Origin of the sequence: Noviherbaspirillum pedocola, assembly GCF_016632335.1 — a bacterium.
In the GTDB taxonomy this organism is placed as follows: Bacteria; Pseudomonadota; Gammaproteobacteria; order Burkholderiales; family Burkholderiaceae_D; genus Noviherbaspirillum_A; species Noviherbaspirillum_A pedocola.
Window position 1 is genome coordinate 168,325 of record NZ_JAEPBG010000010.1, and the last position, 26,519, is coordinate 194,843.

Genomic DNA, 26,519 nt, shown 5'->3' on the forward strand with positions numbered 1-26,519 from the left:
TGCAACATGGAGGACGACATGGCGATGCTCGTGAAGAAGACGTTGGCGGTGACCGCGATCGCGACCTCGCTGGCGCTCGCTTTCGCCGCCTACCTGCGGCCGGACTTCATGCTCGATCTGGCCAATCGCCTGCTGCTGTGCGGCTGACACGGACTTCAATCGCCATGGATATCCCGCTGATCGACATCGAGCAAGCCATCAATTACTGGCGACAGCTGCGGCCTTCGCGCGGCGAGGAACGCGCGCTGTCGCCGGAAGTGAATGCGCTTGCGGAAGTCTATGCGCTGATGATCTGGGAGCGCCGCGCTGCGATGCCGGGCGAGCAGATTCCCGCGCATGCGCTCCAATTGATCGAGGCCTGGCGCAGCAATCGGGTTTGAGGCTGATCCTTCCTGAGGTGCCGGAAATACCTCGACAGACGTTTCGCGGAGGTTTGTAGGGTGGGTGTAACCCACGCGGATGTCGATCGAAACGCCGCATGGGTTACACCCACCCTACGAGCCTACACCGCCAAATGCCGCGCCTGCCGCTGCGGCGCGGCCTTCGTCTTCGTTGGCTGCGCATGCTGCTGATGCTCGCTCTTTCCGGCATAGTCGCCGGCCAGCGTCATCCTCACCTGCGGCTCGGGCCAGCCCTGCTCCACCAGCCATTTGCCGACCAGACCGGCGAGCCGGTCCAGCGCGATGCGGTGCGTCGCATCGGTATGCGCAAACAGCCAGTCCGACAGCGCCATGAAATTAGCGAACGGCGCATCGCGTAGGATCATCGGCAGCGTCTTCGCAAAGCGGCCTGAATTAGCCACCAGGTCCCAGTAGCGGGCGAAGCGCACCAGGCGCTGCATCGTCGGGAAATCGATGCGGTCGTTGGCCAGGATCGAATACGGCGGATGCGGGTCGTAGACCATGCCGAAGTCTGCCGTATGGCGAATGATCGGCGTGCCGCGCAGCCGCTTCAGGATGCCGAACTGGATCTCATGCGGACCGAGGCCCACCAGCTTGTCGAAGCCACGCGCAAAGCTTTCCACGTCCTCACCGGGCAAACCGGCGATCAGGTCCACATGCAGATGCGCCTGCGAGGCTTGCGTCAGCCAGCGGATGTTGTCGGCGGCCTTGTCGTTGTTCTGGCGCCGGCTCACCAGCGCCTGCACTTCCGGATTGAAGCTTTGAATGCCGATCTCGAATTGCAGCGTGCCCGGCGGAAAGCGCAGGATGCTCGCGCGCAGCGCCTCGGGCAGATGGTCGGGCACGACTTCGAAATGCGCATAGACCGGGTCTTCCGGATGCCTTTCGAGCTTGTCCAGGAAGAAGTCCATGATGCGCAGGCTGGTCTTCACGTTCAGGTTGAAGGTGCGGTCGACAAACTTGAACAGCCGCGCGCCACGCGCATGCAGCGTTTCCAGCTCGTCCAGGAAGGCATCGAGGTCGAAGGGCCAGGCAGTCTTGTCCAGCGAAGACAGGCAGAACTCGCATTTGAACGGACAGCCGCGTGAGGCTTCGACATACAGCGTGCGATGCGCGATGTCCTCATCGGTGTACAGCGCATACGGCAACGCAATGTCCGACAGCGGCGGCTGCTCGCCGGCGTGCACTTTCATCAAGGGCTTGGGACCATGAAGAATCGCGCGGCACAGCTTCGGGAAGGTCACATCGCCCCAGCCGGTGACGACGTAGTCAGCCAGGCGCACGATCTCCTGCTCGCCATGCTCATGTGATACCTCGGGGCCGCCGAGCACGATCACGACGTCCGGCGCGACGCGCTTGAGCATGGCGACCAAGCGTGTGGTTTCCTCGACATTCCAGATGTAGACGCCGAAGCCGATGATGCGCGGCTTGTTGACCAGCAGTTTCTCGGCCAGGTCCGCAGTGCGCGCGCCGATCACGAATTCCTGCAGGCTGGTAACGGCCTGCAGCTCGCCCATGTTGGCAAGCAGATAGCGCAGGCCGAGCGAGGCATGCGTGTAACGGGCGTTGAGGGTGGACAGCAGGATGGACATGGCAGGCAGGGACGGGCGCGGCAAAGCGCCCTATTGTACGTCCCTGCGTGGTCCGGCGTTTTACTTCGCCATTTCCTTTTCCTGCAGCGTGCGCCACATCACCTTGCCGGTGGCCGACTTCGGCAGCGCGTCGACGAACTCGACCTGCTTGGGCACCTTGTAGGCCGCCATCTTCGCGTGCGCCCATTGCATGACATCCTCGGGCGAGGCATCGGCGCCGGGCTTCTTCACGATCACCGCCTTCACCGTTTCGCCGCGATAGGCGTCGCGCGCAGCGATGATGCAGCATTCCTGCACCGCCGGATGCTGGTACATCATCGCTTCGACCTCGGCCGGCCAGACCTTGAAGCCGGAGGCGTTGATCATGCGCTTCAATCGATCGGTGAAGAAGAAGAAGCCATCCTCGTCCATGTAGCCGAGGTCGCCGGTGCGGAAGAAACGCTTGCCGTCGATTTCGACGAAGGCTTCGGCGGTCTTCTGCGGATCCTGCCAGTAGCCCTCGAACACCTGCGGGCCGTTCATGATGATTTCGCCGACTTCGCCCGGCGGCAGCGTGGCCATCGTGGCCGGGTCCACCACGCGCGAGTCGACGTTGAACAGCGGTATGCCCAGGCATTGCTGCTTGAGCATCTGCGGTGGATTGGTATGCGTCGCGGCGATGGTCTCGGACAGGCCGTAGCCTTCCATGTATTGCAGGCCAGTCAGATCGAACAGCTTCTGCGCGATCGCGGCCGGCATCGCGGCGCCGCCGCCGGAGACGCGCCGCAGGCTCGAGATGTCGTATTCGCCCAGGCGCGGATTCGACAGGAAGTCGATCATCATCGTCGGGATGCTGGTCCACGCGGTGACGCCGTAGCGGGTAATCAGTTGCCCCGCCACATCGCGGTCCCAGCGCGGCAGCACGGCGATGGCGCCGCCATTGAAGATCGGCGCGTTCATGCTGACCTGCATGCCGGTCACATGGAAGAAGGGCAATACCGCGAGCGATACGCTGTCCGGCACCGAGGCCACCGACCAGGCGTTCGATGAAACGGTTGAGAACATTACCGAGCGATGCAGATGGATGCAGCCCTTGGGCTTGCCGGTGGTGCCGGAGGTGTAAGGCATGACTGCCAAGTCTTCCGGTCCGGCCAGATGCGCTTGCGGCGCGATGCCGGCGTCCATCGCCGCCTTCCAGCTCACCACGCCGGGCGTAGCGATGTCGGCACGCGGCGCGCGTACCCAGTCAGGCACGGTGAGCTCGGTGTGTTGCGGCAGGTAATCGGAATACGCTGCCACGATGGCGCGCGAAAGTCCGGTGCTGCCAACTAATGGTGCCAGCCGCGAAAAGATCTCCTGCGAGACGATCGCGACCTTCGCGCCGCTGTCATCGACATAGTGGCGCAGCTCATCGGTCATCAGCATCGGATTGACCGGCACCACCATCGCATCGGCGCGCAGGATGGCGTAGTAGCTGATGATGAATTGCGGGCTGTTCTGCATGTTGAGCAGCACGCGGTCGCCGCGCGCAACGCCGCATTCCTGCTGCAGATAGCCGGCCAGCGCTTCGACCTGCGCATGGAATTCGCGGTAGGTGAGCGTGGCGTCGTAGAAGATGATTGCCGTCTTGTCGGGATAGCGCCGCGCCGAGATCTCGAGATTCACATAAAGGCTCGTGGCCGGGGCGGTGAGGTGATGCGGCAGGCCGGTCGGCCAGTGCCTGTAGTGCGTGGTGTTCATGAGTCTCCGCTATTGGTTATTATGCAAAGCCGCTGGCCATTATAGGCATGCGGCAAGCATGTCGCAGCTCCCGGATGCCACGCCATGCCGCTCGTCGAAGCGGGTTTGCCTGGCATCATGCGACCTCCACGCGCATTTCCGTTTTGAAAAGAAAGAAGCTCATGAAACTGTATTACAAAGCTGGCGCCTGTTCGCTGTCCCCGCGCATCGTGCTGCACGAAGCGGGCCTCGCTTTCGACAGCGAGAAAGTGGATCTGGCTACCAAGATCACCGAGACCGGCGCCGACTATCGTGCCGTCAGCCCGAATGGCTATGTGCCCGCGCTGGTGCTCGACAGCGGCGATGTGCTGACCGAAGGTCCAGCCATCGTGCAATACCTCGCGGATCAGGCGCCGGAAAAGCGCCTGGCGCCGCCGGCGGGCAGCATTGCGCGCTATCAATTGATGTCGCTGCTCAATTTCATCGGCACCGAGTTGCACAAGAGCTTCTCCCCGCTGTTCAAGCCCGACACGCCGGAGCAGACCCGGCAAACCGCGCGCGACAATCTGGCGCGGCGTTTCGATGTCGTGGCGCAGCGCCTGAAAGACCAGCCGTATCTGATGGGCGCCGACTTCAGCGTTGCCGACGCGTATCTGTTTACCGTGCTGCGCTGGACGGTGCCGATGTCCATCGACCTGTCGCGCTGGCCGGAACTCGGCGCCTACATGGAGCGTGTTGCCTCGCGCCCGGCGGTGCAGGCGGCGCTGCGCGAGGAAGGCCTAGTGTCCTGAGTCAGAGATTCGTTGAAAAATAAAAGTGGCGAAATCGTGTCGAGACAAGGAGAAAAGCACAGCAAGGGTGGGTTCCCTTGCGAGCATTTTCGACGCGGTATCGGCGCGATTTTCGCCATCTTTTATTCAACGAATTTCTGACTCGGGACACTAGCCTGAGGCAATCCGATGCTGCGTCTTGCGGCGACGCTGCTCGCGCTGTCAGCGCTCTTCTGCGCGGCCCCGGCGCGGGCCGCGCTTGATGCTTCAGCATGCGATCGTCTGAAGGCAGCCGGTGTCATCCGCGCAGGCGCGCCGGTGCGCTGCGATCAGCTCGCCGCCGTGCGCTTCTCCTATGTCGGCTTCGACGGCGCTGTCCATGATGATGGCGAAATCATCGTGATGGCCGCGGTGGCGCAACCGGTGCGCGAAATCTTCGACACGCTGCGCCGGCGCCGCTTCCCCCTGGCGCGGGCGCGCTCCATCGAGCACTACCGCGGTGACGATGCCGCATCGATGGCGGACAACAATACCTCTGGCTTCAACGACCGGCCGCTCACGGGCGGCGGACTGCCGTCGCTGCATGCCTATGGCCTGGCGATCGACATCAATCCGCTGCAGAACCCGTATATCGCCTTCGATCGCGACGGCCTGGCACGTTACAGTCCGCCGCAAGGCGCGCGCTTTGCGAACCGGCGCAACGACCGTCCCGGCAAGCCGTGCCGACCCGGCATGGCAGAAGACGTGGTGACGCTGTTCGCGCAGCACGGCTTCACCGTGTGGGGCGGCGACTGGGATGCGCCGATTGACTACCAGCATTTCCAGGTCGACCGACCGCTCGCGCAGCGGCTGGCGCAATTGCCCGAATCCGCAGCGCGCGACCTGTTCGAGCGCGAGCGCTTGCGCGGAAATGCGAACGGTCGTGACAAAGACAGGTCGAAACTTGATGCAGGCAAAACCTGCATGCCGGCCAAGACGCAATAATCCCTCCAGCTCCATTAATTTGGTGCGGCGCACAAATTTTGCTTGACAGGCAAGGGCGTGTCCTTAAAATGAGCAACATGTGCATGTTGCAGTGCACAATGCATTCCCCCATCCGCTTATCTTCCCAGGAGAAATTCCATGTTCCCGAATCAGGATCAGATTTCCAGCACCGCCAAGGCCAATTTCGAAACGCAACTGGCAGCGGTCACCGAATTGACCAACAAGGCTTTCGCCAGCATCGCGCAACTGGTCGAGCTGAACGTGAATGCCGCCAAGAGCACCCTGGAGAAATCGACCGCTGCTGCGCAGCAATTGATGGCCGCGAAGGACCCGCAGGAATTTTTCAGCCTGAGCGCTGCCCAGTCGCAACCCAACGCCGAAAGCGCCATCGCCTACAGCCGTAACCTGGCCAGCATCGCTTCCGCCGCACATGCCGAGTTCACCCGCGCCGCCGAAGCGCAGATCGCCGAGACCACGCGCAAGGTCACCGCGCTGATCGACGACATCGCCAAGAATGCGCCTCCGGGCTCGGAAAATGCGATCGCGATGCTCAAGGCTTCCATCTCCAACGCCAATGCCGCCTATGAGCAGTTGACCCGCACCACGAAGCAGGCGACCGACGCAATGGGCGCGAACATGAGCAATGCGGTATCGCAGTTTTCCCAGGCTGCGGAAAACGTGGCGGCGCGCACGAAGAAGTAATACGCCCCGTTCGTAAGACACGATCAAAAGACCGCTGCGGCGGTCTTTTTTTTCGCCCATGGCGCGTTAAGCTCTGGCAAGGCATGGGGAGAGAACAAGATGATCATCAACTGCGTCGTCTATCAACATGGAGAGAAATTCGCCGACATCCCGACGGTGGAAATCAGTGAATACCTGGAGCGTCCGGACTGCTTCGTCTGGGTCGGCATGAAGGACGCGACCCAGGAAGAGCTGGAGGAAATGCGCGAGGAATTCTGCCTGCATCCGCTGGCCGTCGAAGATGCGCTGGTCGGCCATCAGCGGCCCAAGATCGAGGAATACGGCGATTCGCTGTTCGCGGTGCTGCGGCCGGCCGAGCTCGTCAATGGCGACATCCACATCAGCGAGCTGGCGATCTTCGTCGGCTGCAATTACGTGCTATCCGTGCGGCGCGACAGCAGCCAGGGCTTCCAGGATGTGCGCGCGCGCTGCGAGCGCGAGCCCGAGTTGCTGCGCCAAGGCTCGGGCTTCGTGCTGTATGCGCTGATGGATGCGGTGGTGGACCGCTATCTGCCGGTCAACGATGTGCTGGAAGCCGAGCTGGAAACCGTCGAGGAAAGCATTTTCAACGTCGGTGCGCAGCGTTCCAACATCCAGCGGCTGTATTCGTTGAAGCGCAAGGCCATGCGCCTGAAGCACGCCGTCGGGCCGCTGCTCGATACGACCGGCAAGCTTTACGGCGGCCGGGTGCCACGGCCGGTGCTGAAGTCCGATGAATATTTCCGCGATGTCTACGACCACCTGCAGCGGCTGAACCAGTCCATCGACGGCATACGCGACACCATCAGCACCGCGATCCAGGTCAACCTGGCCATGGTCGCCATCGATGAAAGCGAGGTCAACAAGCGCCTGGCGGCCTGGGCCGCGATCTTCGCGGTGGCCACCGCCTTCGCCGGCATCTGGGGCATGAACTTCGAGCACATGCCGGAACTGCACTGGAAATACGGCTATCCGGCAGCGCTGGGCGTGATGGCCACCGTGTGCCTGTATCTGTATCGGCGCTTCCGACGCCTGAAATGGCTGTAGTCAGCCCGCCGACTGCAGCATCGACAAGGCCACCGCCTCGGCCACGCGGATGCCGTCAATGCCGGCCGACATGATGCCGCCGGCATAACCGGCGCCTTCGCCGGCGGGAAACAGGCCGCGCGTATTGATGCTCTGCAGCGTGTTGTCATCGCGGCGTATGCGCACCGGCGACGAGGTGCGAGTCTCCACGCCGGTCAGCACCGCGTCGTGCATCGCGAAGCCGCGGATCTGGCGGTCGAAGGCGGGCAGCGCTTCGCGGATCGCGTCGATTGCATAGTCCGGCAACGAAGGCGACAGATCGCCGAGCCGCACGCCGGGCTTGTACGAGGGCTGCACAGTGCCGAATTCGGTGGAGGCACGCTTCGCAATGAAGTCGCCAACGAGTTGGCCCGGCGCGCTGTAATCGCCGCCGCCGAGCTCGAAGGCTTTCGATTCGAGCGCGCGCTGGAAATCGATGCCGGCCAGCGGATGGCCCGGATAATCCGCGGGCGTGATGCCGACCACGATGCCCGCATTCGCATTGCGTTCATTGCGCGAGTACTGGCTCATGCCGTTGGTCACCACGCGGTTCGGCTCGGACGTGGCCGCCACCACGGTGCCGCCGGGGCACATGCAGAAGCTGTAGACCGAGCGGCCATTGCTGCAGTGGTGCACCAGCTTGTAATCCGCCGCGCCCAGCACCGGGTTGCCGGCATTCGGGCCGAAGCGGCAGCGGTCGATCAGGGATTGCGGATGCTCGATGCGAAAACCCACCGAGAACGGCTTGGCTTCGACATGCACGCCGCGCTCGTACAGCATCTGGAAAGTGTCGCGCGCGCTGTGGCCCACGGCGAGCACGACATGGTCGGTTTCCAGGCGCTCGCCGCCAGCCAGGTGCACGGCGCGCACTTGGTGTTTGTCGATCTCGATATCCTCGACCCGCGTCTCGAAGCGAATCTCGCCGCCGAGTTCTTCGATGGTCTCGCGCATGTGCTCGACCATCTTCACCAGCCGGAAGGTGCCGATATGCGGCTTGCTGACATACAGGATTTCCTCGGGCGCCTCGGCTTTCACGAATTCAGTCAGCACCTTGCGGCCGTAATGCTTCGGGTCCTTGACCTGTGTCCACAGCTTGCCATCGGAAAAGGTACCGGCGCCGCCTTCGCCGAATTGCACATTCGATTCCGGATGCAGCACCCGCTTGCGCCACAGGCCGAAAGTGTCCTTGGTCCGCTCGCGCACGCTCTTGCCACGCTCAAGGATGATCGGGCGAAAGCCCATCTGCGCCAGGATCAGCCCGGCGAACAGACCGCAAGGCCCCATGCCGATGACCACCGGACGCCGATTGAAATTCGCTGGCGCGTGCCCGACGAAGTGGTAGCCGGTGTCCGGGGCAATCTGCAGCCTGCGGTCCTGCGCATGGCGCGATAGCAGCGCGGCTTCATTCTTCGCTTCGAGATCGATGGTGTAGACCAGCACGATGTCGCTTTTCCTGCGCGCATCGTAGCCGCGGCGAAACACGGAAAAGCTCAGCAGTTCATCGTCGGGTATGCCAAGGCGCTCAAGGATGGCGGCCTTCAGTGCATGTTCAGGGTGATCGAGGGGAAGTTGTACTTCGGTGAGTCGCAGCATGCGCAGATTTCCGGTATTGAAGCGCGGCCGCGGAAGGACGCGGCCGATGGGCCGCCATTTTATCGCAGCCCGGCCGGCGCATTGCGCGCCAGCCAGGCCCGGGTCCGTCCTTAGCTCTTTGTGGCGCGGGCCTGATTGCGCAACTGTTTCACCTGGTCATGGTTGCGCAGCACGCCCTGATACTGCCTTTCCACCATCGTGCGTATGCCTTCCGGCAGCGGCTTCTCGAGCGCAGCGGCATAGCTGCGCTTGGCCACGTCTTCGCCGCGCTCGCATTCGTTGAGGATCGATTCATCATCCTTGCCGGTGATGGCGCTCTTGATATCGACCCAGCGCCGATGCAAGGTGGCCGAGACGCTGCTCGACTTTTCCGGATCGCCGCCGAGCGCGCGCACTTCCTGTTGCAATTCACCAGCAGCTTGCGCGCACTGCTGCGCACGGTCGGTGAAGAAAGACTTCATCGAAGCATTGCTGATGTCTTCGGCGCAGGTGCGAAAGCCCTGCTCGCCATCCTTGCAGGTTTCAATCAGATCATTCAGCGTGGAAATCACATCCTTGTTATCCATCGTTCTTCCTTTGGGTTTTGACAGGGTCCATGCGGACCAGAACAGCCCGCGACGAAACTCTGCTGAGGCAAGCCGTATGCCAGTGCTGGAACAACGCGCGCCCAAAGGGAAAAGCCGGATGCTTTCGGCATCCGGCAGAATGTGCCGGCAGAGCGGCAAAAATTACAGAGACACAGGCGACTTGATCTGCTCAATGATCAGCGATGACGCCGGTCAGTGCGGCACTCCTGGGTGGAAAGCACCTTGCCCTTCGGGTCGACGGTTTCCAGCCTGACGTCGAAGCCCCAAAGGCGCGCCACATGCTTCAGCACCTCTTCACTCTGATGATTCAGCGGCCGCCGCTGGAACTGCGTATGGCGCAGCGTCAGCGAACGATCGTCGCGGGTGTTGACCGACCATACCTGGATGTTCGGCTCGCGATTGCCCAGGTTGTACTGCGCGGCAAGCTGCTGACGCACATGGCGATAGCCGCTTTCATCATGGATCGCGGAAATCGTCAGCTTGTCGTCGTGGTCGTCGTCGAGAATCGCGAAGAAGTGGAAATCGCGAATCAGCTTCGGTGACAGGTATTGCGCAATGAAGCTTTCATCCTTGAAGTTGCGCATCGCGAAGTCCAGGGTCTTGCGCCAGTCGCTGCCGGCGATGTCCGGGAACCACTGGCGGTCTTCCTCGGTAGGTTCCTCGCAGATGCGGCGGATGTCGCGCATCATCGCAAATCCGAGCGCATACGGATTGATGCCGCTGTAATACGGGCTCGTGATCGGCGGTTGGTAGACGACGTTGGTATGGCTCTGCAGGAACTCGAGCATGAAGCCATCGCTCAAAATGCCTTCGTCATACAGCTGATTGAGGATGGTGTAATGCCAGAAGGTGGCCCAGCCCTCATTCATTACTTGCGTCTGGCGCTGCGGGTAAAAATATTGCGAGATCTTGCGCGTGATACGCACGAGTTCGCGCTGCCATGGCTCCAGCAGCGGCGCCGACTTCTCGATGAAGTACAGCAGGTTTTCCTGCGGCTCGGCCGGGAAACGCCGGTGATGCGGGCCTTCCTGTGCCGTCAGTTGCTCCTCGCGTCGCGGCAGCGTGCGCCAGAGGTCATTGACCTGGCTCTGAAGATAGGCTTCGCGCTCGCTCTGACGGGCGTTTTCTTCCTGCAGCGACAGCTTGGCCGGGCGCTTGTAGCGGTCCACGCCATAGTTCTGCAGCGCATGGCAGGAATCCAGCAGCAGCTCCACTTCTTCGACGCCATGCCGCCGCTCGCATTCGGCGATGTAATTCTTGGCGAACAGCATGTAGTCGATGATGGCTTCCGCATCGGTCCAGGTGCGGAACAGATAATTGCCCTTGAAGAAGGAATTGTGCCCGTATGCCGCATGCGCGATAACCAGCGTCTGCATCATCAGGCTGTTCTCTTCCATCAGATAGGCGATGCACGGATTGGAATTGATCACAATCTCGTAGGCCAGGCCCATCTGCCCGCGGCGATAGCTTTTCTCGGTGCTCAGGAAATGCTTGCCGAAGGACCAGTGGTTGTAGTTGACCGGCATGCCGACCGAGGCATACGCATCCATCATCTGCTCGGCAGTGATGATCTCGAGCTGATTGGGATAGGTGTCGAGCCCGAAATTCTCGGCAACGCGGCGCACTTCCTCGTGCGCCTGCTCGATCAGTTCGACCGTCCATTCCGATTGCTCGGGCAGACGGCGCTCATGGAGAGGAGTATCGGTGACAGTATTCATTTCGGCTGCTTCTTGAACAGTTCACGGAATACCGGATAGATGTCTGCCGGCGACTCGATCTTCTGCATGGCGAAGTGCGGATGGGCCGCGGCGACCTGCATGTATTCGTGCCACAGGTTCTGCGGCGCACCGTCGGTGATTTCCACATACGCGTAGTACTGCACCGCCGGCAGAATGGTGCTGATCAGCAATTGCCGGCAGTTGACCGAATCCTTGTCCCAGTTGTCGCCATCGGAGGCTTGGGCGACATACACGTTCCAGTCGCCGCCTGGATAACGCTCCTGCAGGATGCGGTTCAGCAGATGCAGCGCCGACGAGACCACGGTGCCGCCGGACTCGCGCGAGTTGAAGAACTCGTGTTCATCGACTTCGGTTGCAGCGGTGTGATGGCGTATGAACACCACCTCGATCTTGTCGTAGGCGCGGGTGAGGAAGAGGTAGAGCAGGATGAAGAAGCGCTTGGCCGTATCCTTGCGCTGCTCGTCCATCGAGCCCGATACGTCCATCACGCAGAACATCACCGCCTGACTGGATGGCTTGGGTGTCTTCACCCGGTTGCTGTAGCGCAGGTCGAACGGATCGATGAAGGGAATCGCATTCAGGCGCGTTTTCAGGTGCTCGATCTCGCGCTTGAGCTTGATGACGGCCGGATCGTCTTCGTCCACGACAAGCAGCAGCTGCTCGAGCTCCTGCTCGGCGCGCGCCAGTCGCTTGTTGTGCTTGCCGCCGAGGGCGATACGCCGGCCCAGCGCGCCGCGCAGCGAGCGCAGCACATGGATGTTGGCCGGCGTGCCGGACACGGTATAGCCGGCGCGATGGGTTTTGTATTCCGTGGTGGAAGCGAGCTGCTTCTTCACCATGTTCGGCAGCTCGAGGTCCTCGAAGAAGTAGTTCATGAATTCTTCGCGGCTGAGCTCGAAGACGAAGTCGTCCTGGCTCGTCTCTTCGCTGTTGCCGGCCTTGCCGCCGCCACCGCCGCCGCCGCCGCGCGGACGGGGAATACGGTCGCCCTTCAGATATTCTTCATTGCCCGGATTGACGGCTTCCCACACGCCGCCATGCGCATGGCCAAACGTGGGTTCGTTCACATCCCTGGCGGGGATGGAAATCTTTTCGCCGCTTGCAATATCAGTAATGGAGCGGCCCTTGATGGCGCGCTCGACCGCCTGCTTGATTTGCCCTTTGTAGCGCCGCAAGAAACGCTCGCGGTTGACCGCGGACTTGTTCTTGCTCTGCAAACGCCGATCGATGAGGTAAGTCAATATACTCTCCTGCTCGCATTGCGGACCCGGAACCGTCGCTTCCGCGTCTTCGCATCATCCACCGGCCCACCGGCGGCGAAAAGCGACGGCCGTCGCTGATACCGGTATCCCGGCCCTGCCTGTGAAAACACAAGCAAGACCGGGGCCAGATCATCGCTGCCTGCCCGTCGGGCCGAGGCGGGTCAGGACGATTTCCTTACACGCAGATACCACTCGCAAAGCAGGCGCACCTGCTTCGGCGTGTAGCCCTTGGCAACCATGCGCTCGACGAACTCCTTGTGCTTGTGCGCGTCGTCGGCGCTTGCTTTTGCATTGAACGAGATCACCGGCAGCAGTTCCTCGGTATTCGAGAACATCTTCTTCTCGATCACGGTGCGGAACTTCTCATAGCCCGTCCATGCAGGGTTCTTGCCATTGTTCTGCGCGCGGGTGCGCAGCACGAAGTTGACGATCTCGTTCCGGAAATCCTTCGGATTGGAAATGCCAGCCGGCTTTTCGATCTTTTCGAGCTCGCTGTTCAACGCATCGCGATTGAAGCTTTCCCCGGTGTCCGGATCGCGGAATTCCTGATCCTGGATCCAGAAATCGGCGAAGGTGACGTAGCGGTCGAAAATGTTCTGGCCATACTCGGAATAGCTTTCCAGATAGGCCGTCTGAATTTCCTTGCCGATGAATTCCACGTAACGTTGCGCCAGGTATTCCTTGATGTAGGAATAGTATTTCTGCTCGATCTCGGGCGGGAATTGCTCGCGGCTGACCTGCTGCTCCAGCACGTACAGCAGATGCACCGGGTTCGCGGCCACTTCCGTGCTGTCGAAGTTGAAGACCTTGGACAGGATCTTGAACGCGAAACGCGTCGACAATCCGTTCATGCCTTCATCGACACCGGCGTAGTCGACATACTCGGACCGCGACTTCGCCTTCGGATCAGTGTCCTTCAGGTTTTCCCCGTCGTACACCAGCATCTTGCTGAAGATGCTCGAGTTCTCCGGCTCCTTCAGCCGCGACAGCACCGCGAACTGCGCCATCATCTTCAGCGTTCCCGGCGCGCATGGCGCATTCGACAGCGAGGAATTGCGCATCAGTTTGTCGTAGATCTTGATCTCGTCGGATACACGCAGGCAATAAGGCACCTTGACGATATAGATCCGGTCGAGGAAAGCCTCGTTGTTCTTGTTGTTCTTGAAGGATTTCCATTCGGATTCATTCGAGTGCGCCAGCACCACGCCATCGAAGGGAATCGCGCCGAAACCTTCTGTGCCCTTGTAGTTGCCTTCCTGCGTTGCGGTCAGCAGCGGATGCAGCACCTTGATCGGCGCCTTGAACATCTCGACGAATTCGAGCAGGCCCTGGTTGGCCAGGCACAGGCCGCCGGAATAGCTGTAGGCATCCGGATCGTCCTGCGAGTATTCCTCGAGCTTGCGGATGTCGACCTTGCCGACAAGGGAGGAGATGTCCTGGTTGTTCTCATCGCCCGGCTCGGTCTTGGCCACGGCAATCTGCTTCAACACCGATGGATAGCGCCGCACCACGCGGAAGCGGTTGATGTCGCCGTTGAATTCATGCAGGCGCTTGACGGCCCAGGGGCTGGGAATGGCGCGCAGATAACGACGCGCAATGCCATAGTCTTCTTCAAGGATCGTGCCGTCCTCGGCTTCGGAGAACAGGCCAAGCGGCGACTCGTTGACCGGAGAGCCCTTGATCGAATAGAAGGGAACGCTTTCCATCAGGGACTTCAGCTTCTCGGCAATGGAAGACTTGCCGCCGCCCACCGGACCCAGCAGATAGAGAATCTGCTTGCGCTCTTCCAGGCCTTGCGCAGCGTGGCGGAAATAGGAAACCACCTGCTCGATGACTTCCTCCATCCCATAGAACTCGCGAAACGCAGGGTAAATCTTGATGACCTTGTTGGCGAAGATGCGTGAGAGGCGCGGATCGAAACGGGTATCGACAACTTCAGGCTCACCGATGGCCTGCAACATTCTTTCGGCCGCCGTGGCGTATGCCATCCGATCGCGTTTGCACAAGTCCAGATATTCCTGGACCGACATCTCTTCCTCACGGGTCCTTTCATATCGTGCCGCATAGTTCTCAAAGATTTTCATTTGCATGCTTCCTTTGAAGTGAATCTATTGTCAGCTGGCGGCGCTTTCAGTATGTGGCTTGCTGGACCGCAACTTAATAATACGCGCTCTTTTTTGTGATGGCATGAAGGCGCTGATGAAAAAATTTTTTCTTCTCACTCGCGCCCCATGACCTGCAAACGGTATGGTCTGGCAAGCTGTTCTCGATAAGGTTTCGCATGAGGACAGCTGCTACGTCACGGATTCATGATTGCATATTATCCGAACACATGGGGAAGACTTTGACCATGATGGATACAGGTTTATTTGGCTCATCATTCCCGCAGCGGCGCGGTGCAAACATGCTTGCAGCTTCATGCGCATCGCGCCACACAGGCATTCAACGCGCGAACTCAGGTTCATGATTACACCGCGTTGAAAACGGAATCGCCATTGATACTTTGTCTTACAATTCGGGCCTGTTGTCATCATCCTCTCAACCACCGCCGTCAAGGCTTTCCCATACATTGTCATATGCCCCGATCCAGAACCGCGGTTGAACACGCTCAGGAACCGATTCCATCAATTGTGGTGCGCCATTCCAAAATCCATGGCAATGGCGTCTTCGCCAGGCGCAAGATAGCGGCCGGCTCGCTGATAGCCGAATACATCGGCGAGCGCATCACGGAGAGAGAAGCGCAGAAGCGCACCGGGCTCGATCCGGAGAATCCCTATCACACGTTCTTCTTTGCGCTGGAGAACGGCAAGATGATCGATGGCGGCAGCGGCGGCAATGATCTGCGCTGGATCAACCACAGCTGCGCGCCGAACTGCGAAGCCCGTGAAGAAAAGAATCGGATCTTCATCTACGCGCTGCGCGACATCAAGCGCGGCGAGGAATTGAACTATGACTATGGCCTGGTGCTGGAAGGCCGTCATACGCCGGCGATCAAGCGCGCCTATCAATGCCTGTGCGGCGAGCCCAACTGCCGCAAGACGATGCTCGCGCCAAAGCGCGGCGCCCGCCAGGCAGCCTGAGGCAGCATTTCGAGCCTGATAAAGCCTGCGCACGCAGGCTTTTTTCATTTGCAAAACGCGCTGTTACACTGCGCCCTTTCCCTACCATTCCCCAGGAACTCTGATGTCAGGCCAACCCGAGATTTTCAACATGGCGCTGTTCTGCGATTTCGAAAACATCGCGCTCGGCGTGCGTGACGCAAGATATGCGCAGTTCGATATCCGCAAAGTGCTGGAAAGGCTGCTCTTGAAGGGCAGCATTGTGGTGAAGAAGGCCTATTGCGACTGGGAGCGCTACAAGGACTTCAAGGCGCCGATGCATGAAGCTTCCTTCGAGCTGATCGAGATCCCGCATCTGCGCCAATCAGGCAAGAACTCGGCGGACATCCGCATGGTGGTCGATGCGCTCGACCTCTGCTACACCAAGTCGCATGTTGACAGCTTCGTCATCATCAGTGGCGACTCGGACTTCTCGCCGCTGGTGTCGAAGCTGCGCGAAAACAATAAATACGTGATCGGCATCGGCGTGCGTGATTCCACCTCGGACCTGCTGGCCGCCAACTGCGACGAGTTCATCTTCTACGACGACCTCGTGCGCGAGCAGAAGACGCGACGCAAGGGCAGTGAGCGCAAGACCACGGCCAAGACCGCGCAGCAGCCGAGCGTACCGGCTGCTGGCAACGCGAACGGCGCCGCGGCCACGCCTGCTGTGACGGCGTCATCTGCTACGCAAGCCGCGACACCCGCCGTGGCCAAATCCGCGCCGGGCAAGCGCGATGAAGAGCCGCGCCAGGATGCGCTCGAACTCATCGTCGAAACCATCGAAGCGCTGATCGCGGAACGCGGCGAGGAAGACAAGCTGTGGGGCTCGATGGTGAAGCAGACGATGAAGCGCAGGCGTCCTGGCTTCAATGAAGCCGCCTATGGCTATCGTTCCTTCCGGCAGATGCTGGAGGATGCGCAGATGCACGGGTTGCTGACGCTGCAGAAGGATGAGAAGACCGGTCAATACATGATTCGCCTGCCGGCGCAGGAGGAATGACATCGATGGCGCGGCATGCGGCAATCATTGGTGGCGGTCCGGCCGGCCTGATGGCGGCCGAGGCGCTTGCCGAGGCCGGCGTGCGCGTCGATCTGTTTGATGCAATGCCTTCGGTCGGCCGCAAGTTTCTGCTGGCTGGCCGCGGCGGACTGAACCTGACGCACTCGGAACCCAAGCCGACCTTTCTGCAGCGCTTCGGCATGCGACAGGCACAACTGGCTGCCGTCATCGACGGCTTCGATGCCGATGCATTACGCGCCTGGTGCGCGAGCCTCGGCGTAGAAACCTTCGTCGGCAGTTCCGGCCGGGTCTTCCCGAAGGAGATGAAAGCCGCGCCGTTGTTGCGCGCCTGGCTGCACCGATTGCGCAGCCGCGGCGTGCGTTTTCACATGCGCCATCGCTGGCTGGGATGGGAAGGCGCGCCGGGCGCGGGCCCGCTGCGCTTCGCCACTGAAGACGGGCTGGTGCAGGTGCCGGCCGATGCGACACTGCTCGCACTGGGAGGCGCAAGCTGGAAGCGGCTTGGCTCGGATGGCGCGTGGGTGCCGTGGCTGGAAGCGGCCGGCGTGGATGTCGCGCCGCTGGTACCGGCCAACTGCGGCTTCGACGTGGCGTGGAGCGCGCATTTCCGCGAGCGCTTTGCCGGCCATCCGGTAAAGGCGGTCATCGCGAGGTGCAACACGTCGACCGGCGTCGTCGAGCGCCAGGGCGAGTTCGTGGTGACCGAGCAAGGTGTGGAAGGCAGCCTGATCTATGCGCTGTCGGCGCCGCTGCGCGATGCCATTGCCGCTGAAGGCAGCGCCACGCTGACTCTGGATCTTGCGCCCGGCAGGGACGCCACCCGCCTGACGGCGGAACTGACGCATCCGCGCGGTTCGCGCTCGCTCTCCAGCCATTTGCAAAGCCGTAGCGGCATTGCTGGCGTGAAGGCCGGGCTGCTGCGCGAAGTGCTGACGCGCGAGCAGCATGGCGACATGCCGACGCTGGCCGCGGCAATCAAGTCGCTGCCGCTGCGCCTGGATGCGCCGCGCCCTATCGATGAAGCGATCAGCAGCGCCGGCGGCGTGCGCTTCGACAGCCTGAACGATGACCTGATGCTGCACCGCCTGCCCGGTGTGTTCTGCGCCGGCGAAATGTTGGACTGGGAAGCGCCGACCGGAGGCTACCTGCTCACGGCCAGCATGGCCAGCGGCAGGCATGCCGGACGCGGCATGCTGGATTGGCTCGGTCGGCAAGGCGGGGACGGCACGCAATGAGCGAGGGGCGCAAGTTCACGGTGACAGTGCGGCCGCACGGCTGGCAATTCGAAGCCGATGCCGGACGGCCGTTGCTGGCGTCGGCGCTGGCCGCCGGCGTGATCCTGCCCAGCTCCTGCCGCAACGGCACCTGCCGCGCCTGCCTGTGCCTGATGGAAAGCGGGCAGGTGCATTACACGATCGAGTGGCCCGGCCTGTCCGCTGATGAAAAGCGCGAAGGCTGCATCCTGCCTTGCGTGGCCTGCCCCGACTCGGACGTGGTCATCAATAGCCGTTTCGCGCGGCGCAGCGAGTAAGGAAGGCGCTCAGCCTTTCCAGGTGCGCTGCAGCCCGGTATCGGCATGAATCCAGCCGCCGCGCGCGTCATTGCGGTAATAGAAGCCGACGCCGCCGCGCTGGAAACTGCGCACCAGCCCGCCGAGCACATTGGAATCGAGATGCGGAATCCGGATGTCGGCGGCGCGGCCGTCCATGTGCAGCGATTTGCGCGCCGCCGGCACGCCCTGTTCGCGCAGGCGCTGATTCGATTCGGGAGTGCGGTATCCCGACAGGATTTCCAGCGGCGTCGAGATGCCGTAACGGGCGACGAAAGCCTGTGTGCCCCACAGCGTTTCCAGCAGCTTCGGGTCGATGGCGATCATCTTGTTGCCGCCGTTGACGTCGCGCAGCAGGTGGCACAGTTCCTGGTAGGCGGAGTCGATGACTTCGCCATCTTTCCAGTACAGGATTTTTGCGCGCTCGCCGCTGGCGGGGCGAATGACTTCGAGCACCCGGGGCTTCACCCAGAAATCGAGATCGAGAACTTCGGCGTCGAAGATATCCGGCGGCGGCTCCAGCGCGAGGGCGGAAGTCGGCAAGGCGGTGTCGGCGAACAGGCCGGCGGCGGTAAGGAACAGGCTTTTCTTCAGGAAAGCGCGGCGGGCGGTCATGGTGAGTCGTGAGAGGCTGAGGTTTTCGGAAAGAGAGGAAATGTTTCCAAAAGCCCCGAGTTTACCCGAGCATGCACAAGCAAGTGGAAAAGCTTGTCGCGCTGCAAGAAAAACAGTGTTGCATTTTGTACGAAAGGCGGCCAGAACGGCCGCCTTGTTCACTGACGAATCAGTCTTCCCGGGCGAGCGCCAGGAACTCGGTACGCATTGCCAGGTTAGGCTGCAATTCGCCGAGCATGGACGATGTGACGGTTTCCTCGCCTGGCGAACGAATGCCGCGGCTTTCCATGCACATGTGGCGGCAGCGCAGCACCACGCCGACCGCTTTCGGTTCCAGGTGCGTCATCAGCGCATTGGCGATCTGGCTGGTCAGGCGCTCCTGCACCTGCAAGCGCTTGGCGAAGCAGTCGGTAAGACGCGTCAGCTTGGACAAGCCAACGATCTTGCCGTTCGGCACATAGCCGATCACAGCCTTGCCGAAAAAGGGAGCGAGGTGATGTTCGCAGTGGCTGTACACCGGAATATTGCGCACAACGATCAGCTCGTTGTACTGCTCGGCGCCGTCTTCGAAGGCCTTCAACAATTCCGCCGGATCCTGGTCATAGCCCGAGGTCCAGTGTTTCCAGGCTTTCGCCACGCGTGATGGGGTATCGATCAGACCCTTGCGGTCCGGATCCTCGCCGAGGCTGACCAGCAGGCGACGCCAGTCCTTCTCGGTAAAGTGTTCGTCTGACATTGAATTCTTCCCGGCCGTGCGGCCAACGACGTTTGCAAAAGAGCGCGGCGCCGAAAGGGGGCGCCGCAAAGGCGCACATCGTACTCCATTTCCGTAAACGTCGCGGAAAGCCCGCTGCGCCACGGCAATGATGCCGAGAAGAATCGCGCGGAATGTCAGCCATCCCAACGCGATCGGAATCAGAGTTCAGTGCTTGGTGACATTGCCGGTATGCGCACCACCCGCGCCCGTCTGCAGCGAGGCGCCGTCAGCTGCGCCCTGGCGCGACATTTTCATTCCCTCGATTTGCTCACCCAGGCTTTCCATGTCGAGCTTGGCCTTTTTTGCCTTCGGGAACATTTCCTCTTCCTCTTCCGTCACGTGATGCTCGACATATTCGCCAAGCACCGAGACGCGTGCCGACCACATCGCATCCTTCGGGTCGCCGTCTTCGATCAGGGCAATTAGATCCTTTGCGCTCGCATGCTCGACCTCGGCTTCATCGAGCATGTCCTGTTCCTTGATAGCCTTGCGCACCGCCGGATAGAAAATCTGTTCCTCAACCTCGGTGTGCAGCTTCAATTCCTCGCAGATCTGCTGGGCCAGCGCTTGCTTTTCTTCCGGTTTGCCGTCTTCCTTCATTTTCTCGAACTGCTTGAACATTTTCCGCACACGCTTGTGGTCGTCGATCAGGATGGCGATTGCATCGTGTTCCGACTTCTTGGTCTTGGACGAGGGTGCAGCCTTCTTGGCAGCGGTCATGATGGGCTCCTTGATGCTTGGCTATGACTACGGAGAAAGAAAAAGACCTGACCTCCCGCAAGAGAGTCAGGTCCTGTGCATTGGGGTGCGGTAAAGATGTTTTCCGTACTTAGCGTACCGAACCGCGACGGAACAGATTCACGATCATCAGCAGGACGACAGCACCCAGGAAGGAAACAAACATCGAGGACAGGCTGAAGTCATTTTGATTGATGGTTCCGGTACCGAACAGCGGAGCGAGCAGCCAGCCACCCAGGAAGGCGCCGACAATACCAACAACGATGTTCAGGAAAAGACCCTGCTGCGCATCGGTGCGCATAACCATGCTGGCCAGCCAACCGATCACACCGCCTACAACGATCCAGATGATGAAGTTCATGTTTCCCTCCTGTGTTTTAAAAAGCGACATAAGAAATTTATGTCCATGTGAAACAGCTTAACCACGGCGCAGCCGAGCCCATATCGGACAGGCACTCAATGCACTGTAGGAAATCATGAGCAATTGACATCGGTTTTTGTTACCTGTGCAGCGCGCCATGGCGAAGAAGTGAACCGAAACTTTGCGTCTGGCGCACGGTCTGCCCGATAGCGAAAGGAAAGTGGATATGCCTGACACGGATACGAAAGCGGATCAGAAGTGGCCACAGCGCCTGTGGATCCTGCGCCATGGACAAAGCGCGGGCAATGTCGCGCGCGACGCGGCGGAGGCGGCCGGCGCGCCGCTGATCGATATTGCCGATCGCGATGTCGATGTGCCCTTGTCGGCGCTGGGCGAACGCCAGGCACGTGCGGTCGGACAATGGTTCGGCGCGCTGCCTGAAGAAGAAAAGCCGACGGTGATCCTGGTGTCGCCGTACACCCGCGCACGCATGACCGCGCAGAGCATCCTCGAGCTGGGCGTGAGCGACCCGGAGGATGTCTCGCTTCATGTCGACGAACGCCTGCGCGAGAAGGAATTCGGCATCCTCGATCGCCTGACCCGGCACGGCATCATGCAGAAATTCCCCGAGCTGAGCGAGCAGCGCGCGCATGTCGGCAAGTTCTACTTCCGTCCGCCGGGCGGTGAAAGCTGGTGCGACGTGATCCTGCGTCTGCGCAGCGTGCTCGACACCATTATTCGTGAGCATCGCGGCGAGAACGTGCTGGTGGTGGCGCACCAGGTCATCGTCAACTGTTTTCGCTATCTGCTCGAGCGCATGGACGAGCAAACCATTCTGGATGTCGATCGCATGGGCGACGTGCCGAACTGCTCGATCACTTCCTATGAATTCGATCCCCTGCTGGGCCGACGCGGCAAGCTGGCGCTGAACCTGGTCAATTTCGTAGTGCCGCTGGAAGAAGCCGGCGCGCCGGTGACCAGCGAGCCGGATGCGCAGGTCGCGCCGAAATCCTGAGCAACCCGAGGAGCTTATGCAGCAACCCGTAATCATCGATGACAACAGCCTGCGCGACTGGCCGCTGCCGATGCCGGATGAGTCCGGCGACAAGGAAGAGCGCGGCCGGCTGCTGATCGTCGCCGGCTCGGCGCAGATGCCGGGCGCGGCAATCATTGCCGGCAATGCCGCGCTGCGCGCCGGCGCGGGCAAGGTGTCGATCGCCACGACCCGAAGCATCGCACCGCTGGTGGCGCTGGCCATACCCGAGTCCCGGGTCATCGCGCTGGAAGAAACCGCGGCCGGCGGCATTGCTCCGGGCGCGCTGACCGCGCTGGAATCGATGCTGGCGAAACTGGATGCGATTCTGATTGGACCGGGCATGTTGGATGAGCCGGCGACCTGCGAATTGGCATCGCGGCTCTTGAGCATGATGAAGGAGGACATGCGCATCATCCTCGACGCGGCGGCGATGGGCGCCATCTGCAATGCACAGGAAAACCCCGGCATCCCGGGCGGCGTGCAGGCGCTGCTGACGCCGCATGCCGGCGAAATGGCGCACCTGACCGGCATAGCCAAGGGCGATGTGGCAGCCGATGCGGCCGCCATCGCCCGGCGCATGGCGGCGCAATGGCGCGCGACCGTGGCGCTGAAAGGTCCGATCACGCACGTTGCCGCGCCCGACGGCCGGCTTTGGCGACACGAGGGCGGCAGCATCGGGCTGGCGGTTTCGGGCTCCGGCGATGCGCTGGCCGGCATCATCGGCGGCTTGACCGCGCGCGGCGCGCCGCTCGAGCAGGCTGCGGCCTGGGGTGTAGCGCTGCATGCGCGCGCCGGCGACCGTCTTGCCGAAGCCAGCGGCCCGCTCGGCTACCTGGCGCGCGATCTGCCGTCGCAGGTGCCGATGCTGATGCATGCGCTGGGCGACTGAGCCGCTGAGCCGCGCAATACTTTGCCGGCTCAGCCCGGCTCGGCCGGTTTCTGCGGCTGGAACACCTTGCCGTGGATCGCGCCGAGGATCGCATCCACCGCCGGGTGCTTGATCTTGCGCTCGTTGGAAATCGCATAGAACTGTTCCTTCACCGGCGACAGCGCGCCCACCGGCACTGCGTCGAACTGGTTGCGCACATCGGTTTCCAGCGCAGATGGCGCAGGGAACAGACCCAGGCCATTGCGGCCGAAGGTGTTCAGCAGCGCGTTGTCGTCGAACTCGCCGACGATGTCGGCGCGGATGTCATGGCTTTCGAGCCAGTGGTCAATGCGGCCGCGTATCGCATTGTTGCGCGTGGGCAGCAGCAGCGGCGCGCCATTCAGGCTGGCGGGAAAATCCGCCTGGTAGCGTTGTGCCAGCTGCGGCAGGCCGAACAGCGAAATTTCGCTTTCGCCCAGCAAATGGCTGAAAACCCGCAACGTCGTCCCGGAAGGCACCGGGCGATCGGTCAGCACCACGTCGAGCTTGTGCACCGACAGGTCGCCAAGCAGCGATTCGAACTTGTCCTCGTAGCAGACCAGCTTCACCCGCTCGTTCAGGCCCAGCGCCGCTTCCAGCAGGCGCGAGGAAATCAGTTTTGGCAGCGAATCCGAAATGCCGACCGTCAGCCGCATCGTCCGCTCGAGGTCGGTATTGGCCAGCGCATCCATCAATTGTTCGCCGAGCAGGAAGATCTGGTCGGCATAGCCCAATGCCAGGCGGCCCGCCTCGGTCAGCACCAGTCGGCGCCCCTGCGGCGCGAGCAGCGACTTGCCCAGGGATTGCTCGAGCAGGCTCAGCTGCGCGCTGATGGTCTGTATTGCGACATCCAGGCGTTCGGCGGCGCGGGTGATGCTGCCTTCCTTGGCCACGACCCAGAAATAATAAAGATGACGGTAGTTGAGGGCGGCATTCTGCATTCTCTGATTTTTGCGAAACAAAAGTCTTATTATCTTCGCTTTTTGCGGGATGGGAAGCGCAATATCATGCCCCGGTTACTGATATGCCGGTTCCGCTTTCGGGAACACGGTTTTCAACACACCACGGGAGTTACCTCATGAACGATCGCACCACCTCCCTGCGCGCTCGCGGCGCCACCACTGTCATCGACAGTGCGTCGCACCGGGTGCTGCGCAATACCTATCTGCTGCTCTCGCTGTGCCTGGGTTTTGCGGCAGTCAGCGCTGGCGTCACCGCGTCGCTGGGATTGCCCTATCCGGGCCTGCTTTTAACGATGCTCGGCTACTTCGGCCTGCTCTATCTCGTCACCGCCAACCGCAACAGTAGTCGGGGCGTCGCCTTCCTGTTCGCGTTGACCGGCTTCATGGGCTATACCCTCGGCCCGATCATCAGCATGTATCTGCGCATGCCGAATGGCGCACAAGTCGTGATGAGCGCGCTGGGCGGCACTGCCGCAATCTTCCTGTCGCTGTCCGCCGTGGCGCTGTTTTCCAAGCGGGATTTCAGCTTCATGGGCAGCTTTCTGACGGTCGGCATCCTGGTCGCCTTCCTCGCGGGCCTGGCGGCGATCTTCCTGCAGATGCCGGCCTTGTCGCTCGCGGTGTCGGCGCTGTTTGTGCTGCTGATGTCCGGCATGATTCTGTTCGAAACCAATAACATCGTGCGCGGCGGCGAGACGAACTATGTGATGGCGACGCTGTCGCTCTTCATATCGCTGTTCAACCTGTTCACCAGCCTGTTGCACTTGCTCGGCTTCGCCAGCAGCAGGGAATAATTCCAAAACTGCCTGTCGGGCGCCGCCTTTCCAGGCGGCGCCTGTTTTTTATGCGGAGAAGTTCATGCTCGACCTGCTTGTCGACCCCCACACCTGGATTGCGCTCACCACGCTCACTGCACTCGAGCTGGTACTGGGCATCGATAACATCATTTTCATTTCCATCCTGGTCGACAAGCTGCCCGCGCAACGCCGTGAATCCACGCGCCGGCTCGGCCTGTTTGCCGCGATGTTCATGCGCATCGGGCTGCTATTGATGCTGGCCTGGATCGTCGGCATGACCAAGCCGCTCCTTTCGTTCCTTGGCCACGGCTTCTCGGGCCGGGACCTGGTGCTGCTGGGCGGCGGCCTGTTTCTGCTGTGGAAGAGCGTCGGCGAAATTCATCAATCCATCGAAGGCACCGAGGAAGAAGAAATGTCCGCGGCCAAGGCGGTGAAGAGTGGACTGGCAGCAGTGATCCTGCAGATCATGGTGATCGATATCGTGTTTTCGCTGGATTCCATCATCACTGCCATCGGCATGGCCCAGGATGTGGAAGTCATGATAGGCGCGGTCATCGCCTCGGTGGGATTGATGATGCTGTTCGCCGGGCCGATCGGACGCTTCGTGTCGCGCAACCCGACCATCAAGATGCTGGCGCTGGCGTTCCTCGTCGTGATCGGCGTAGCGCTCATCGGCGAAGCTTTTGGCTATCACCTGCCCAAAGGCTATATTTATACGGCGATGGCGTTCTCGCTCGCGGTGGAAATGCTCAACATGCGCATGCGCAAGCGGCGGCCGCATTCGTAGAACCCGTTCGCCCGGGACGCTGCAGCGGCGCAACCTTCCGCGCCGCGGCAAGTCCAATCCTGACCTCAACCACTGAAAGGATTGATCATGCGGCTGGACATCTACAAGCGCCCCGAGAGCGGCGGCAAGTTTTCCTATCTGGCAGTGCCCGAGGGCAAGGCAATCCCGCAGGAGGCAATCAGCGTCGACTGGGAGATCGCCGAGCGCGCCGTCAACGTGGACGACAATGCAGATGATCTGCCGAAGTATTCGATCGAGACGCCATTGCGGCAGATCCGCGACAAGGCTTATGCGATCACCAGCGTAGCCACGCTGGGCGACCCGACGCCGATGCCCTGAACCCCGGCCGGCGCAATGCCGGCCGACTGCCGCGGTCTGGCCTTGCGCCAGGCGTTATCAAACCAGGCCGCGGTTGCTCAACTCCATCTTCAGATACGCGTAGAACACCGGCGCGGCAATGACGCCCGGTATGCCGAACACCGCTTCCAGCACCAGCATCGCCGACAGCAGTTCCCAGGCGCGCGCATTGATATGCCCGCCGATGATCTTCGCGTTCAGAAAATATTCGAGCTTGTGGATGGCGACCAGGAACAGCAGCGCCGCAATCGCGGTATGCAGTGAATGCGACAGGCCGACCACGACCAGCACCGTATTGGAAATCAGGTTGCCGACCACCGGCAGCAGGCCGGCGACAAAGGTCACCGTGATCATGGTTTTCACCAGCGGCAGATGTATGCCGGCCAGCGGCAGCACGATCAGCAGGAAGATGCCGGTAAAAAGCGCATTCAGCGCCGCGATGCGCACCTGCGCGAACACGATCTGCCTGAACGCATAGGCCAGTGTCACGACCCGCGCATGCAGGGCGGCCGCCAGCGGCTTGTAATTTTTCGGCTCGGTCGTGTCGTACAACGCGGCCATGGCGCCGATGACCATGCCGATGAGCACATGCGCAATGATGCGGCCGGCCACTTCGCCAACCACGCGGGCTTCCATCGCATGCTCACGTATCCAGTGCGTCAGCATTTCCCGCAGCGCATCGACGCCGGTCGGCACATGGGCGCGCAGCCACGCGGGAAGCTGGGCGCGTGAACTTTCGATGATGTCGGCCAGCTTTTCCAGCATGCGCGACAGGCGGCTCGGATCCGAAGTAAAGAAATCCACGACCCACCAGATCGCGCCGCTCAGGATCGCGACGATCAGGGTAGACAGCAGGGCCACGGCAATCATCCGTGCACGCTGCCCGCTGATGCGGCGCCCGAGCACCGGCGCCATCAGATGCACCAGCGCATAGACCAGCAAACCGGAAAACAGCGCCGCAAGCAGGCCCTTGGCAAGCATCAGCAACAATGCCGAGCCCGACAGGATGTAGGAAGCCAGGACAACAGGACTGGGTCGGTTTGAGGCGGGATGCATGGATGCGAAATTGACAAAATTGGACGGGACTGTACCCCAAATGGGGACGGCCCACAAAAAAACC

At 61.3% G+C, this 26,519-nt stretch carries 28 protein-coding genes; 15 read left to right on the top strand and 13 right to left on the bottom strand.

Translation table 11 applies throughout. From position 1 onward, the window contains the following. Window positions 1-18 precede the first annotated feature (18 nt). On the top strand, window positions 19-147 hold the full coding sequence (locus tag JJB74_RS33690; protein WP_267913178.1) for a hypothetical protein: 129 nt from the start codon (window positions 19-21) through the stop codon (window positions 145-147). A gap of 17 nt (window positions 148-164) precedes the next feature. After that, entirely contained in the window at window positions 165-380 is a 216-nt protein-coding gene (locus JJB74_RS21390) for a DUF3717 domain-containing protein (RefSeq protein ID WP_200595262.1), read from the top strand. Window positions 381-502: 122 nt separating this feature from the next. Here JJB74_RS21390 and JJB74_RS21395 read toward each other — a convergent pair whose 3' ends face one another. Together JJB74_RS21395 and JJB74_RS21400 are read right to left on the bottom strand one after the other, a co-directional pair. Next, complete coding sequence (locus JJB74_RS21395; RefSeq protein ID WP_200595264.1) at window positions 503-1,993, bottom strand: B12-binding domain-containing radical SAM protein; 1,491 nt, start codon at window positions 1,991-1,993, stop codon at window positions 503-505. A 60-nt stretch (window positions 1,994-2,053) separates the two neighbouring features. Continuing rightward, the gene (locus JJB74_RS21400; protein ID WP_200595266.1) at window positions 2,054-3,712 is read right to left on the bottom strand and encodes a long-chain fatty acid--CoA ligase; all 1,659 of its coding nucleotides are present in this window, start codon (window positions 3,710-3,712) and stop codon (window positions 2,054-2,056) included. Window positions 3,713-3,873: 161 nt separating this feature from the next. Here JJB74_RS21400 and gstA point away from each other — a divergent pair, with 161 nt between their 5' ends. The 4 genes from gstA (at window position 3,874) to JJB74_RS21420 (ending at window position 7,212) form a co-directional block, all read left to right on the top strand. Then, on the top strand, window positions 3,874-4,482 hold the full coding sequence (gene gstA, locus JJB74_RS21405; RefSeq protein ID WP_200595268.1) for a glutathione transferase GstA: 609 nt from the start codon (window positions 3,874-3,876) through the stop codon (window positions 4,480-4,482). Window positions 4,483-4,650: 168 nt separating this feature from the next. Then, window positions 4,651-5,445 (top strand): M15 family metallopeptidase, encoded by a 795-nt coding sequence (locus JJB74_RS21410; protein WP_234484497.1) that lies wholly within the window; start codon window positions 4,651-4,653, stop codon window positions 5,443-5,445. 138 nt (window positions 5,446-5,583) lie between these two features. Then, window positions 5,584-6,147 carry a TIGR01841 family phasin gene (phaP, locus tag JJB74_RS21415; RefSeq protein WP_200595270.1) on the top strand — a complete coding sequence of 188 codons (564 nt, stop codon included), beginning with the start codon at window positions 5,584-5,586 and terminating at the stop codon, window positions 6,145-6,147. 99 nt (window positions 6,148-6,246) lie between these two features. Then, window positions 6,247-7,212, top strand: a complete 966-nt coding sequence (locus JJB74_RS21420) for a magnesium and cobalt transport protein CorA (RefSeq protein ID WP_200595272.1) — start codon at window positions 6,247-6,249, stop codon at window positions 7,210-7,212. On the opposite strand, the gene JJB74_RS21425 is transcribed toward JJB74_RS21420, so the two are convergent. The 5 genes from JJB74_RS21425 to JJB74_RS21445 form a co-directional block, all read right to left on the bottom strand. Further along, a complete protein-coding gene (locus JJB74_RS21425; protein WP_200595274.1) occupies window positions 7,213-8,823 on the bottom strand; it encodes an NAD(P)/FAD-dependent oxidoreductase in 1,611 nt (536 codons plus the stop codon). A 110-nt stretch (window positions 8,824-8,933) separates the two neighbouring features. Continuing rightward, a complete protein-coding gene (locus JJB74_RS21430; protein WP_200595275.1) occupies window positions 8,934-9,389 on the bottom strand; it encodes a ferritin-like domain-containing protein in 456 nt (151 codons plus the stop codon). Window positions 9,390-9,586: 197 nt separating this feature from the next. Beyond that, window positions 9,587-11,128, bottom strand: coding sequence for a SpoVR family protein (locus JJB74_RS21435; protein WP_200595277.1), 1,542 nt, complete (start codon window positions 11,126-11,128; stop codon window positions 9,587-9,589). Beyond that, window positions 11,125-12,390, bottom strand: coding sequence for a YeaH/YhbH family protein (locus tag JJB74_RS21440; protein ID WP_200595279.1), 1,266 nt, complete (start codon window positions 12,388-12,390; stop codon window positions 11,125-11,127). The genes JJB74_RS21435 and JJB74_RS21440 overlap by 4 nt, the downstream gene beginning before the upstream one ends. A gap of 182 nt (window positions 12,391-12,572) precedes the next feature. Then, window positions 12,573-14,495 (bottom strand): PrkA family serine protein kinase, encoded by a 1,923-nt coding sequence (locus tag JJB74_RS21445; RefSeq protein ID WP_200595281.1) that lies wholly within the window; start codon window positions 14,493-14,495, stop codon window positions 12,573-12,575. Window positions 14,496-14,987: 492 nt separating this feature from the next. Between JJB74_RS21445 and JJB74_RS21450 the strand changes: the two genes are divergently transcribed. The 4 genes from JJB74_RS21450 (at window position 14,988) to JJB74_RS21465 (ending at window position 18,064) form a co-directional block, all read left to right on the top strand. Beyond that, entirely contained in the window at window positions 14,988-15,491 is a 504-nt protein-coding gene (locus tag JJB74_RS21450) for an SET domain-containing protein (protein ID WP_200595284.1), read from the top strand. Window positions 15,492-15,594: 103 nt separating this feature from the next. Further along, window positions 15,595-16,512, top strand: coding sequence for an NYN domain-containing protein (locus tag JJB74_RS21455; protein ID WP_200595286.1), 918 nt, complete (start codon window positions 15,595-15,597; stop codon window positions 16,510-16,512). Next, a complete protein-coding gene (locus tag JJB74_RS21460; protein ID WP_200595288.1) occupies window positions 16,509-17,768 on the top strand; it encodes a TIGR03862 family flavoprotein in 1,260 nt (419 codons plus the stop codon). The genes JJB74_RS21455 and JJB74_RS21460 overlap by 4 nt, the downstream gene beginning before the upstream one ends. After that, entirely contained in the window at window positions 17,765-18,064 is a 300-nt protein-coding gene (locus tag JJB74_RS21465) for a 2Fe-2S iron-sulfur cluster-binding protein (RefSeq protein ID WP_200595290.1), read from the top strand. Before JJB74_RS21460 ends, JJB74_RS21465 begins: the two co-directional genes overlap by 4 nt. Before the next feature lie 9 nt (window positions 18,065-18,073). Here JJB74_RS21465 and JJB74_RS21470 read toward each other — a convergent pair whose 3' ends face one another. From JJB74_RS21470 to JJB74_RS21485, 4 genes are all read right to left on the bottom strand, one after another. Next, entirely contained in the window at window positions 18,074-18,697 is a 624-nt protein-coding gene (locus JJB74_RS21470; protein ID WP_200595292.1) for a YcbK family protein, read from the bottom strand. Between the two features lie 169 nt (window positions 18,698-18,866). Then, the gene (gene folE, locus JJB74_RS21475; RefSeq protein WP_200595294.1) at window positions 18,867-19,433 is read right to left on the bottom strand and encodes a GTP cyclohydrolase I FolE; all 567 of its coding nucleotides are present in this window, start codon (window positions 19,431-19,433) and stop codon (window positions 18,867-18,869) included. Window positions 19,434-19,619: 186 nt separating this feature from the next. After that, a complete protein-coding gene (locus JJB74_RS21480; protein ID WP_200595296.1) occupies window positions 19,620-20,174 on the bottom strand; it encodes a hemerythrin domain-containing protein in 555 nt (184 codons plus the stop codon). A 109-nt stretch (window positions 20,175-20,283) separates the two neighbouring features. Then, the gene (locus JJB74_RS21485; protein ID WP_200595298.1) at window positions 20,284-20,553 is read right to left on the bottom strand and encodes a GlsB/YeaQ/YmgE family stress response membrane protein; all 270 of its coding nucleotides are present in this window, start codon (window positions 20,551-20,553) and stop codon (window positions 20,284-20,286) included. Between the two features lie 226 nt (window positions 20,554-20,779). Between JJB74_RS21485 and JJB74_RS21490 the strand changes: the two genes are divergently transcribed. Both JJB74_RS21490 and JJB74_RS21495 read left to right on the top strand, forming a co-directional pair. After that, complete coding sequence (locus tag JJB74_RS21490; RefSeq protein WP_200595299.1) at window positions 20,780-21,568, top strand: histidine phosphatase family protein; 789 nt, start codon at window positions 20,780-20,782, stop codon at window positions 21,566-21,568. 16 nt (window positions 21,569-21,584) lie between these two features. Beyond that, window positions 21,585-22,478 carry an NAD(P)H-hydrate dehydratase gene (locus JJB74_RS21495; protein ID WP_200595301.1) on the top strand — a complete coding sequence of 298 codons (894 nt, stop codon included), beginning with the start codon at window positions 21,585-21,587 and terminating at the stop codon, window positions 22,476-22,478. Window positions 22,479-22,507: 29 nt separating this feature from the next. Here the strand turns inward: JJB74_RS21495 and nhaR are convergent, their stop codons facing one another. Then, entirely contained in the window at window positions 22,508-23,437 is a 930-nt protein-coding gene (gene nhaR / locus JJB74_RS21500; RefSeq protein WP_200595303.1) for a transcriptional activator NhaR, read from the bottom strand. A gap of 137 nt (window positions 23,438-23,574) precedes the next feature. Here nhaR and JJB74_RS21505 point away from each other — a divergent pair, with 137 nt between their 5' ends. The 3 genes from JJB74_RS21505 (at window position 23,575) to JJB74_RS21515 (ending at window position 25,381) form a co-directional block, all read left to right on the top strand. After that, window positions 23,575-24,252: a Bax inhibitor-1/YccA family protein gene (locus JJB74_RS21505; protein ID WP_200595305.1), complete on the top strand. Its 678-nt coding sequence runs from the start codon at window positions 23,575-23,577 to the stop codon at window positions 24,250-24,252. Between the two features lie 64 nt (window positions 24,253-24,316). Further along, window positions 24,317-25,042: a TerC family protein gene (locus tag JJB74_RS21510; RefSeq protein ID WP_200595307.1), complete on the top strand. Its 726-nt coding sequence runs from the start codon at window positions 24,317-24,319 to the stop codon at window positions 25,040-25,042. Window positions 25,043-25,129: 87 nt separating this feature from the next. Continuing rightward, the gene (locus tag JJB74_RS21515; protein WP_200595308.1) at window positions 25,130-25,381 is read left to right on the top strand and encodes a DUF6139 family protein; all 252 of its coding nucleotides are present in this window, start codon (window positions 25,130-25,132) and stop codon (window positions 25,379-25,381) included. Between the two features lie 57 nt (window positions 25,382-25,438). On the opposite strand, the gene JJB74_RS21520 is transcribed toward JJB74_RS21515, so the two are convergent. Then, the gene (locus JJB74_RS21520; protein WP_200595310.1) at window positions 25,439-26,455 is read right to left on the bottom strand and encodes an AI-2E family transporter; all 1,017 of its coding nucleotides are present in this window, start codon (window positions 26,453-26,455) and stop codon (window positions 25,439-25,441) included. Between the last annotated feature and the right edge of the window lie 64 nt (window positions 26,456-26,519).

What these genes read in the sequence shown, in the direction of transcription:
- JJB74_RS21520 (WP_200595310.1), bottom strand. Translation starts at nt 26,455, where the DNA reads ATGCATCCCGCCTCAAACCGACCCAGTCCTGTTGTCCTGGCTTCCTAC.
- JJB74_RS21505 (WP_200595305.1), top strand. Translation starts at nt 23,575, where the DNA reads ATGAACGATCGCACCACCTCCCTGCGCGCTCGCGGCGCCACCACTGTC.
- JJB74_RS21420 (WP_200595272.1), top strand. Translation starts at nt 6,247, where the DNA reads ATGATCATCAACTGCGTCGTCTATCAACATGGAGAGAAATTCGCCGAC.
- JJB74_RS21430 (WP_200595275.1), bottom strand. Translation starts at nt 9,389, where the DNA reads ATGGATAACAAGGATGTGATTTCCACGCTGAATGATCTGATTGAAACC.
- JJB74_RS21390 (WP_200595262.1), top strand. Translation starts at nt 165, where the DNA reads ATGGATATCCCGCTGATCGACATCGAGCAAGCCATCAATTACTGGCGA.
- JJB74_RS21480 (WP_200595296.1), bottom strand. Translation starts at nt 20,174, where the DNA reads ATGACCGCTGCCAAGAAGGCTGCACCCTCGTCCAAGACCAAGAAGTCG.
- phaP (WP_200595270.1), top strand. Translation starts at nt 5,584, where the DNA reads ATGTTCCCGAATCAGGATCAGATTTCCAGCACCGCCAAGGCCAATTTC.
- nhaR (WP_200595303.1), bottom strand. Translation starts at nt 23,437, where the DNA reads ATGCAGAATGCCGCCCTCAACTACCGTCATCTTTATTATTTCTGGGTC.
- JJB74_RS21490 (WP_200595299.1), top strand. Translation starts at nt 20,780, where the DNA reads ATGCCTGACACGGATACGAAAGCGGATCAGAAGTGGCCACAGCGCCTG.
- JJB74_RS21465 (WP_200595290.1), top strand. Translation starts at nt 17,765, where the DNA reads ATGAGCGAGGGGCGCAAGTTCACGGTGACAGTGCGGCCGCACGGCTGG.
- JJB74_RS21510 (WP_200595307.1), top strand. Translation starts at nt 24,317, where the DNA reads ATGCTCGACCTGCTTGTCGACCCCCACACCTGGATTGCGCTCACCACG.
- gstA (WP_200595268.1), top strand. Translation starts at nt 3,874, where the DNA reads ATGAAACTGTATTACAAAGCTGGCGCCTGTTCGCTGTCCCCGCGCATC.
- JJB74_RS21485 (WP_200595298.1), bottom strand. Translation starts at nt 20,553, where the DNA reads ATGAACTTCATCATCTGGATCGTTGTAGGCGGTGTGATCGGTTGGCTG.
- JJB74_RS21495 (WP_200595301.1), top strand. Translation starts at nt 21,585, where the DNA reads ATGCAGCAACCCGTAATCATCGATGACAACAGCCTGCGCGACTGGCCG.
- JJB74_RS21410 (WP_234484497.1), top strand. Translation starts at nt 4,651, where the DNA reads ATGCTGCGTCTTGCGGCGACGCTGCTCGCGCTGTCAGCGCTCTTCTGC.
- JJB74_RS21395 (WP_200595264.1), bottom strand. Translation starts at nt 1,993, where the DNA reads ATGTCCATCCTGCTGTCCACCCTCAACGCCCGTTACACGCATGCCTCG.
- JJB74_RS21435 (WP_200595277.1), bottom strand. Translation starts at nt 11,128, where the DNA reads ATGAATACTGTCACCGATACTCCTCTCCATGAGCGCCGTCTGCCCGAG.
- JJB74_RS21400 (WP_200595266.1), bottom strand. Translation starts at nt 3,712, where the DNA reads ATGAACACCACGCACTACAGGCACTGGCCGACCGGCCTGCCGCATCAC.
- JJB74_RS21470 (WP_200595292.1), bottom strand. Translation starts at nt 18,697, where the DNA reads ATGACCGCCCGCCGCGCTTTCCTGAAGAAAAGCCTGTTCCTTACCGCC.
- JJB74_RS21455 (WP_200595286.1), top strand. Translation starts at nt 15,595, where the DNA reads ATGTCAGGCCAACCCGAGATTTTCAACATGGCGCTGTTCTGCGATTTC.
- JJB74_RS21450 (WP_200595284.1), top strand. Translation starts at nt 14,988, where the DNA reads ATGCCCCGATCCAGAACCGCGGTTGAACACGCTCAGGAACCGATTCCA.
- JJB74_RS21445 (WP_200595281.1), bottom strand. Translation starts at nt 14,495, where the DNA reads ATGAAAATCTTTGAGAACTATGCGGCACGATATGAAAGGACCCGTGAG.
- JJB74_RS33690 (WP_267913178.1), top strand. Translation starts at nt 19, where the DNA reads ATGGCGATGCTCGTGAAGAAGACGTTGGCGGTGACCGCGATCGCGACC.
- JJB74_RS21515 (WP_200595308.1), top strand. Translation starts at nt 25,130, where the DNA reads ATGCGGCTGGACATCTACAAGCGCCCCGAGAGCGGCGGCAAGTTTTCC.
- JJB74_RS21460 (WP_200595288.1), top strand. Translation starts at nt 16,509, where the DNA reads ATGACATCGATGGCGCGGCATGCGGCAATCATTGGTGGCGGTCCGGCC.
- JJB74_RS21425 (WP_200595274.1), bottom strand. Translation starts at nt 8,823, where the DNA reads ATGCTGCGACTCACCGAAGTACAACTTCCCCTCGATCACCCTGAACAT.
- folE (WP_200595294.1), bottom strand. Translation starts at nt 19,433, where the DNA reads ATGTCAGACGAACACTTTACCGAGAAGGACTGGCGTCGCCTGCTGGTC.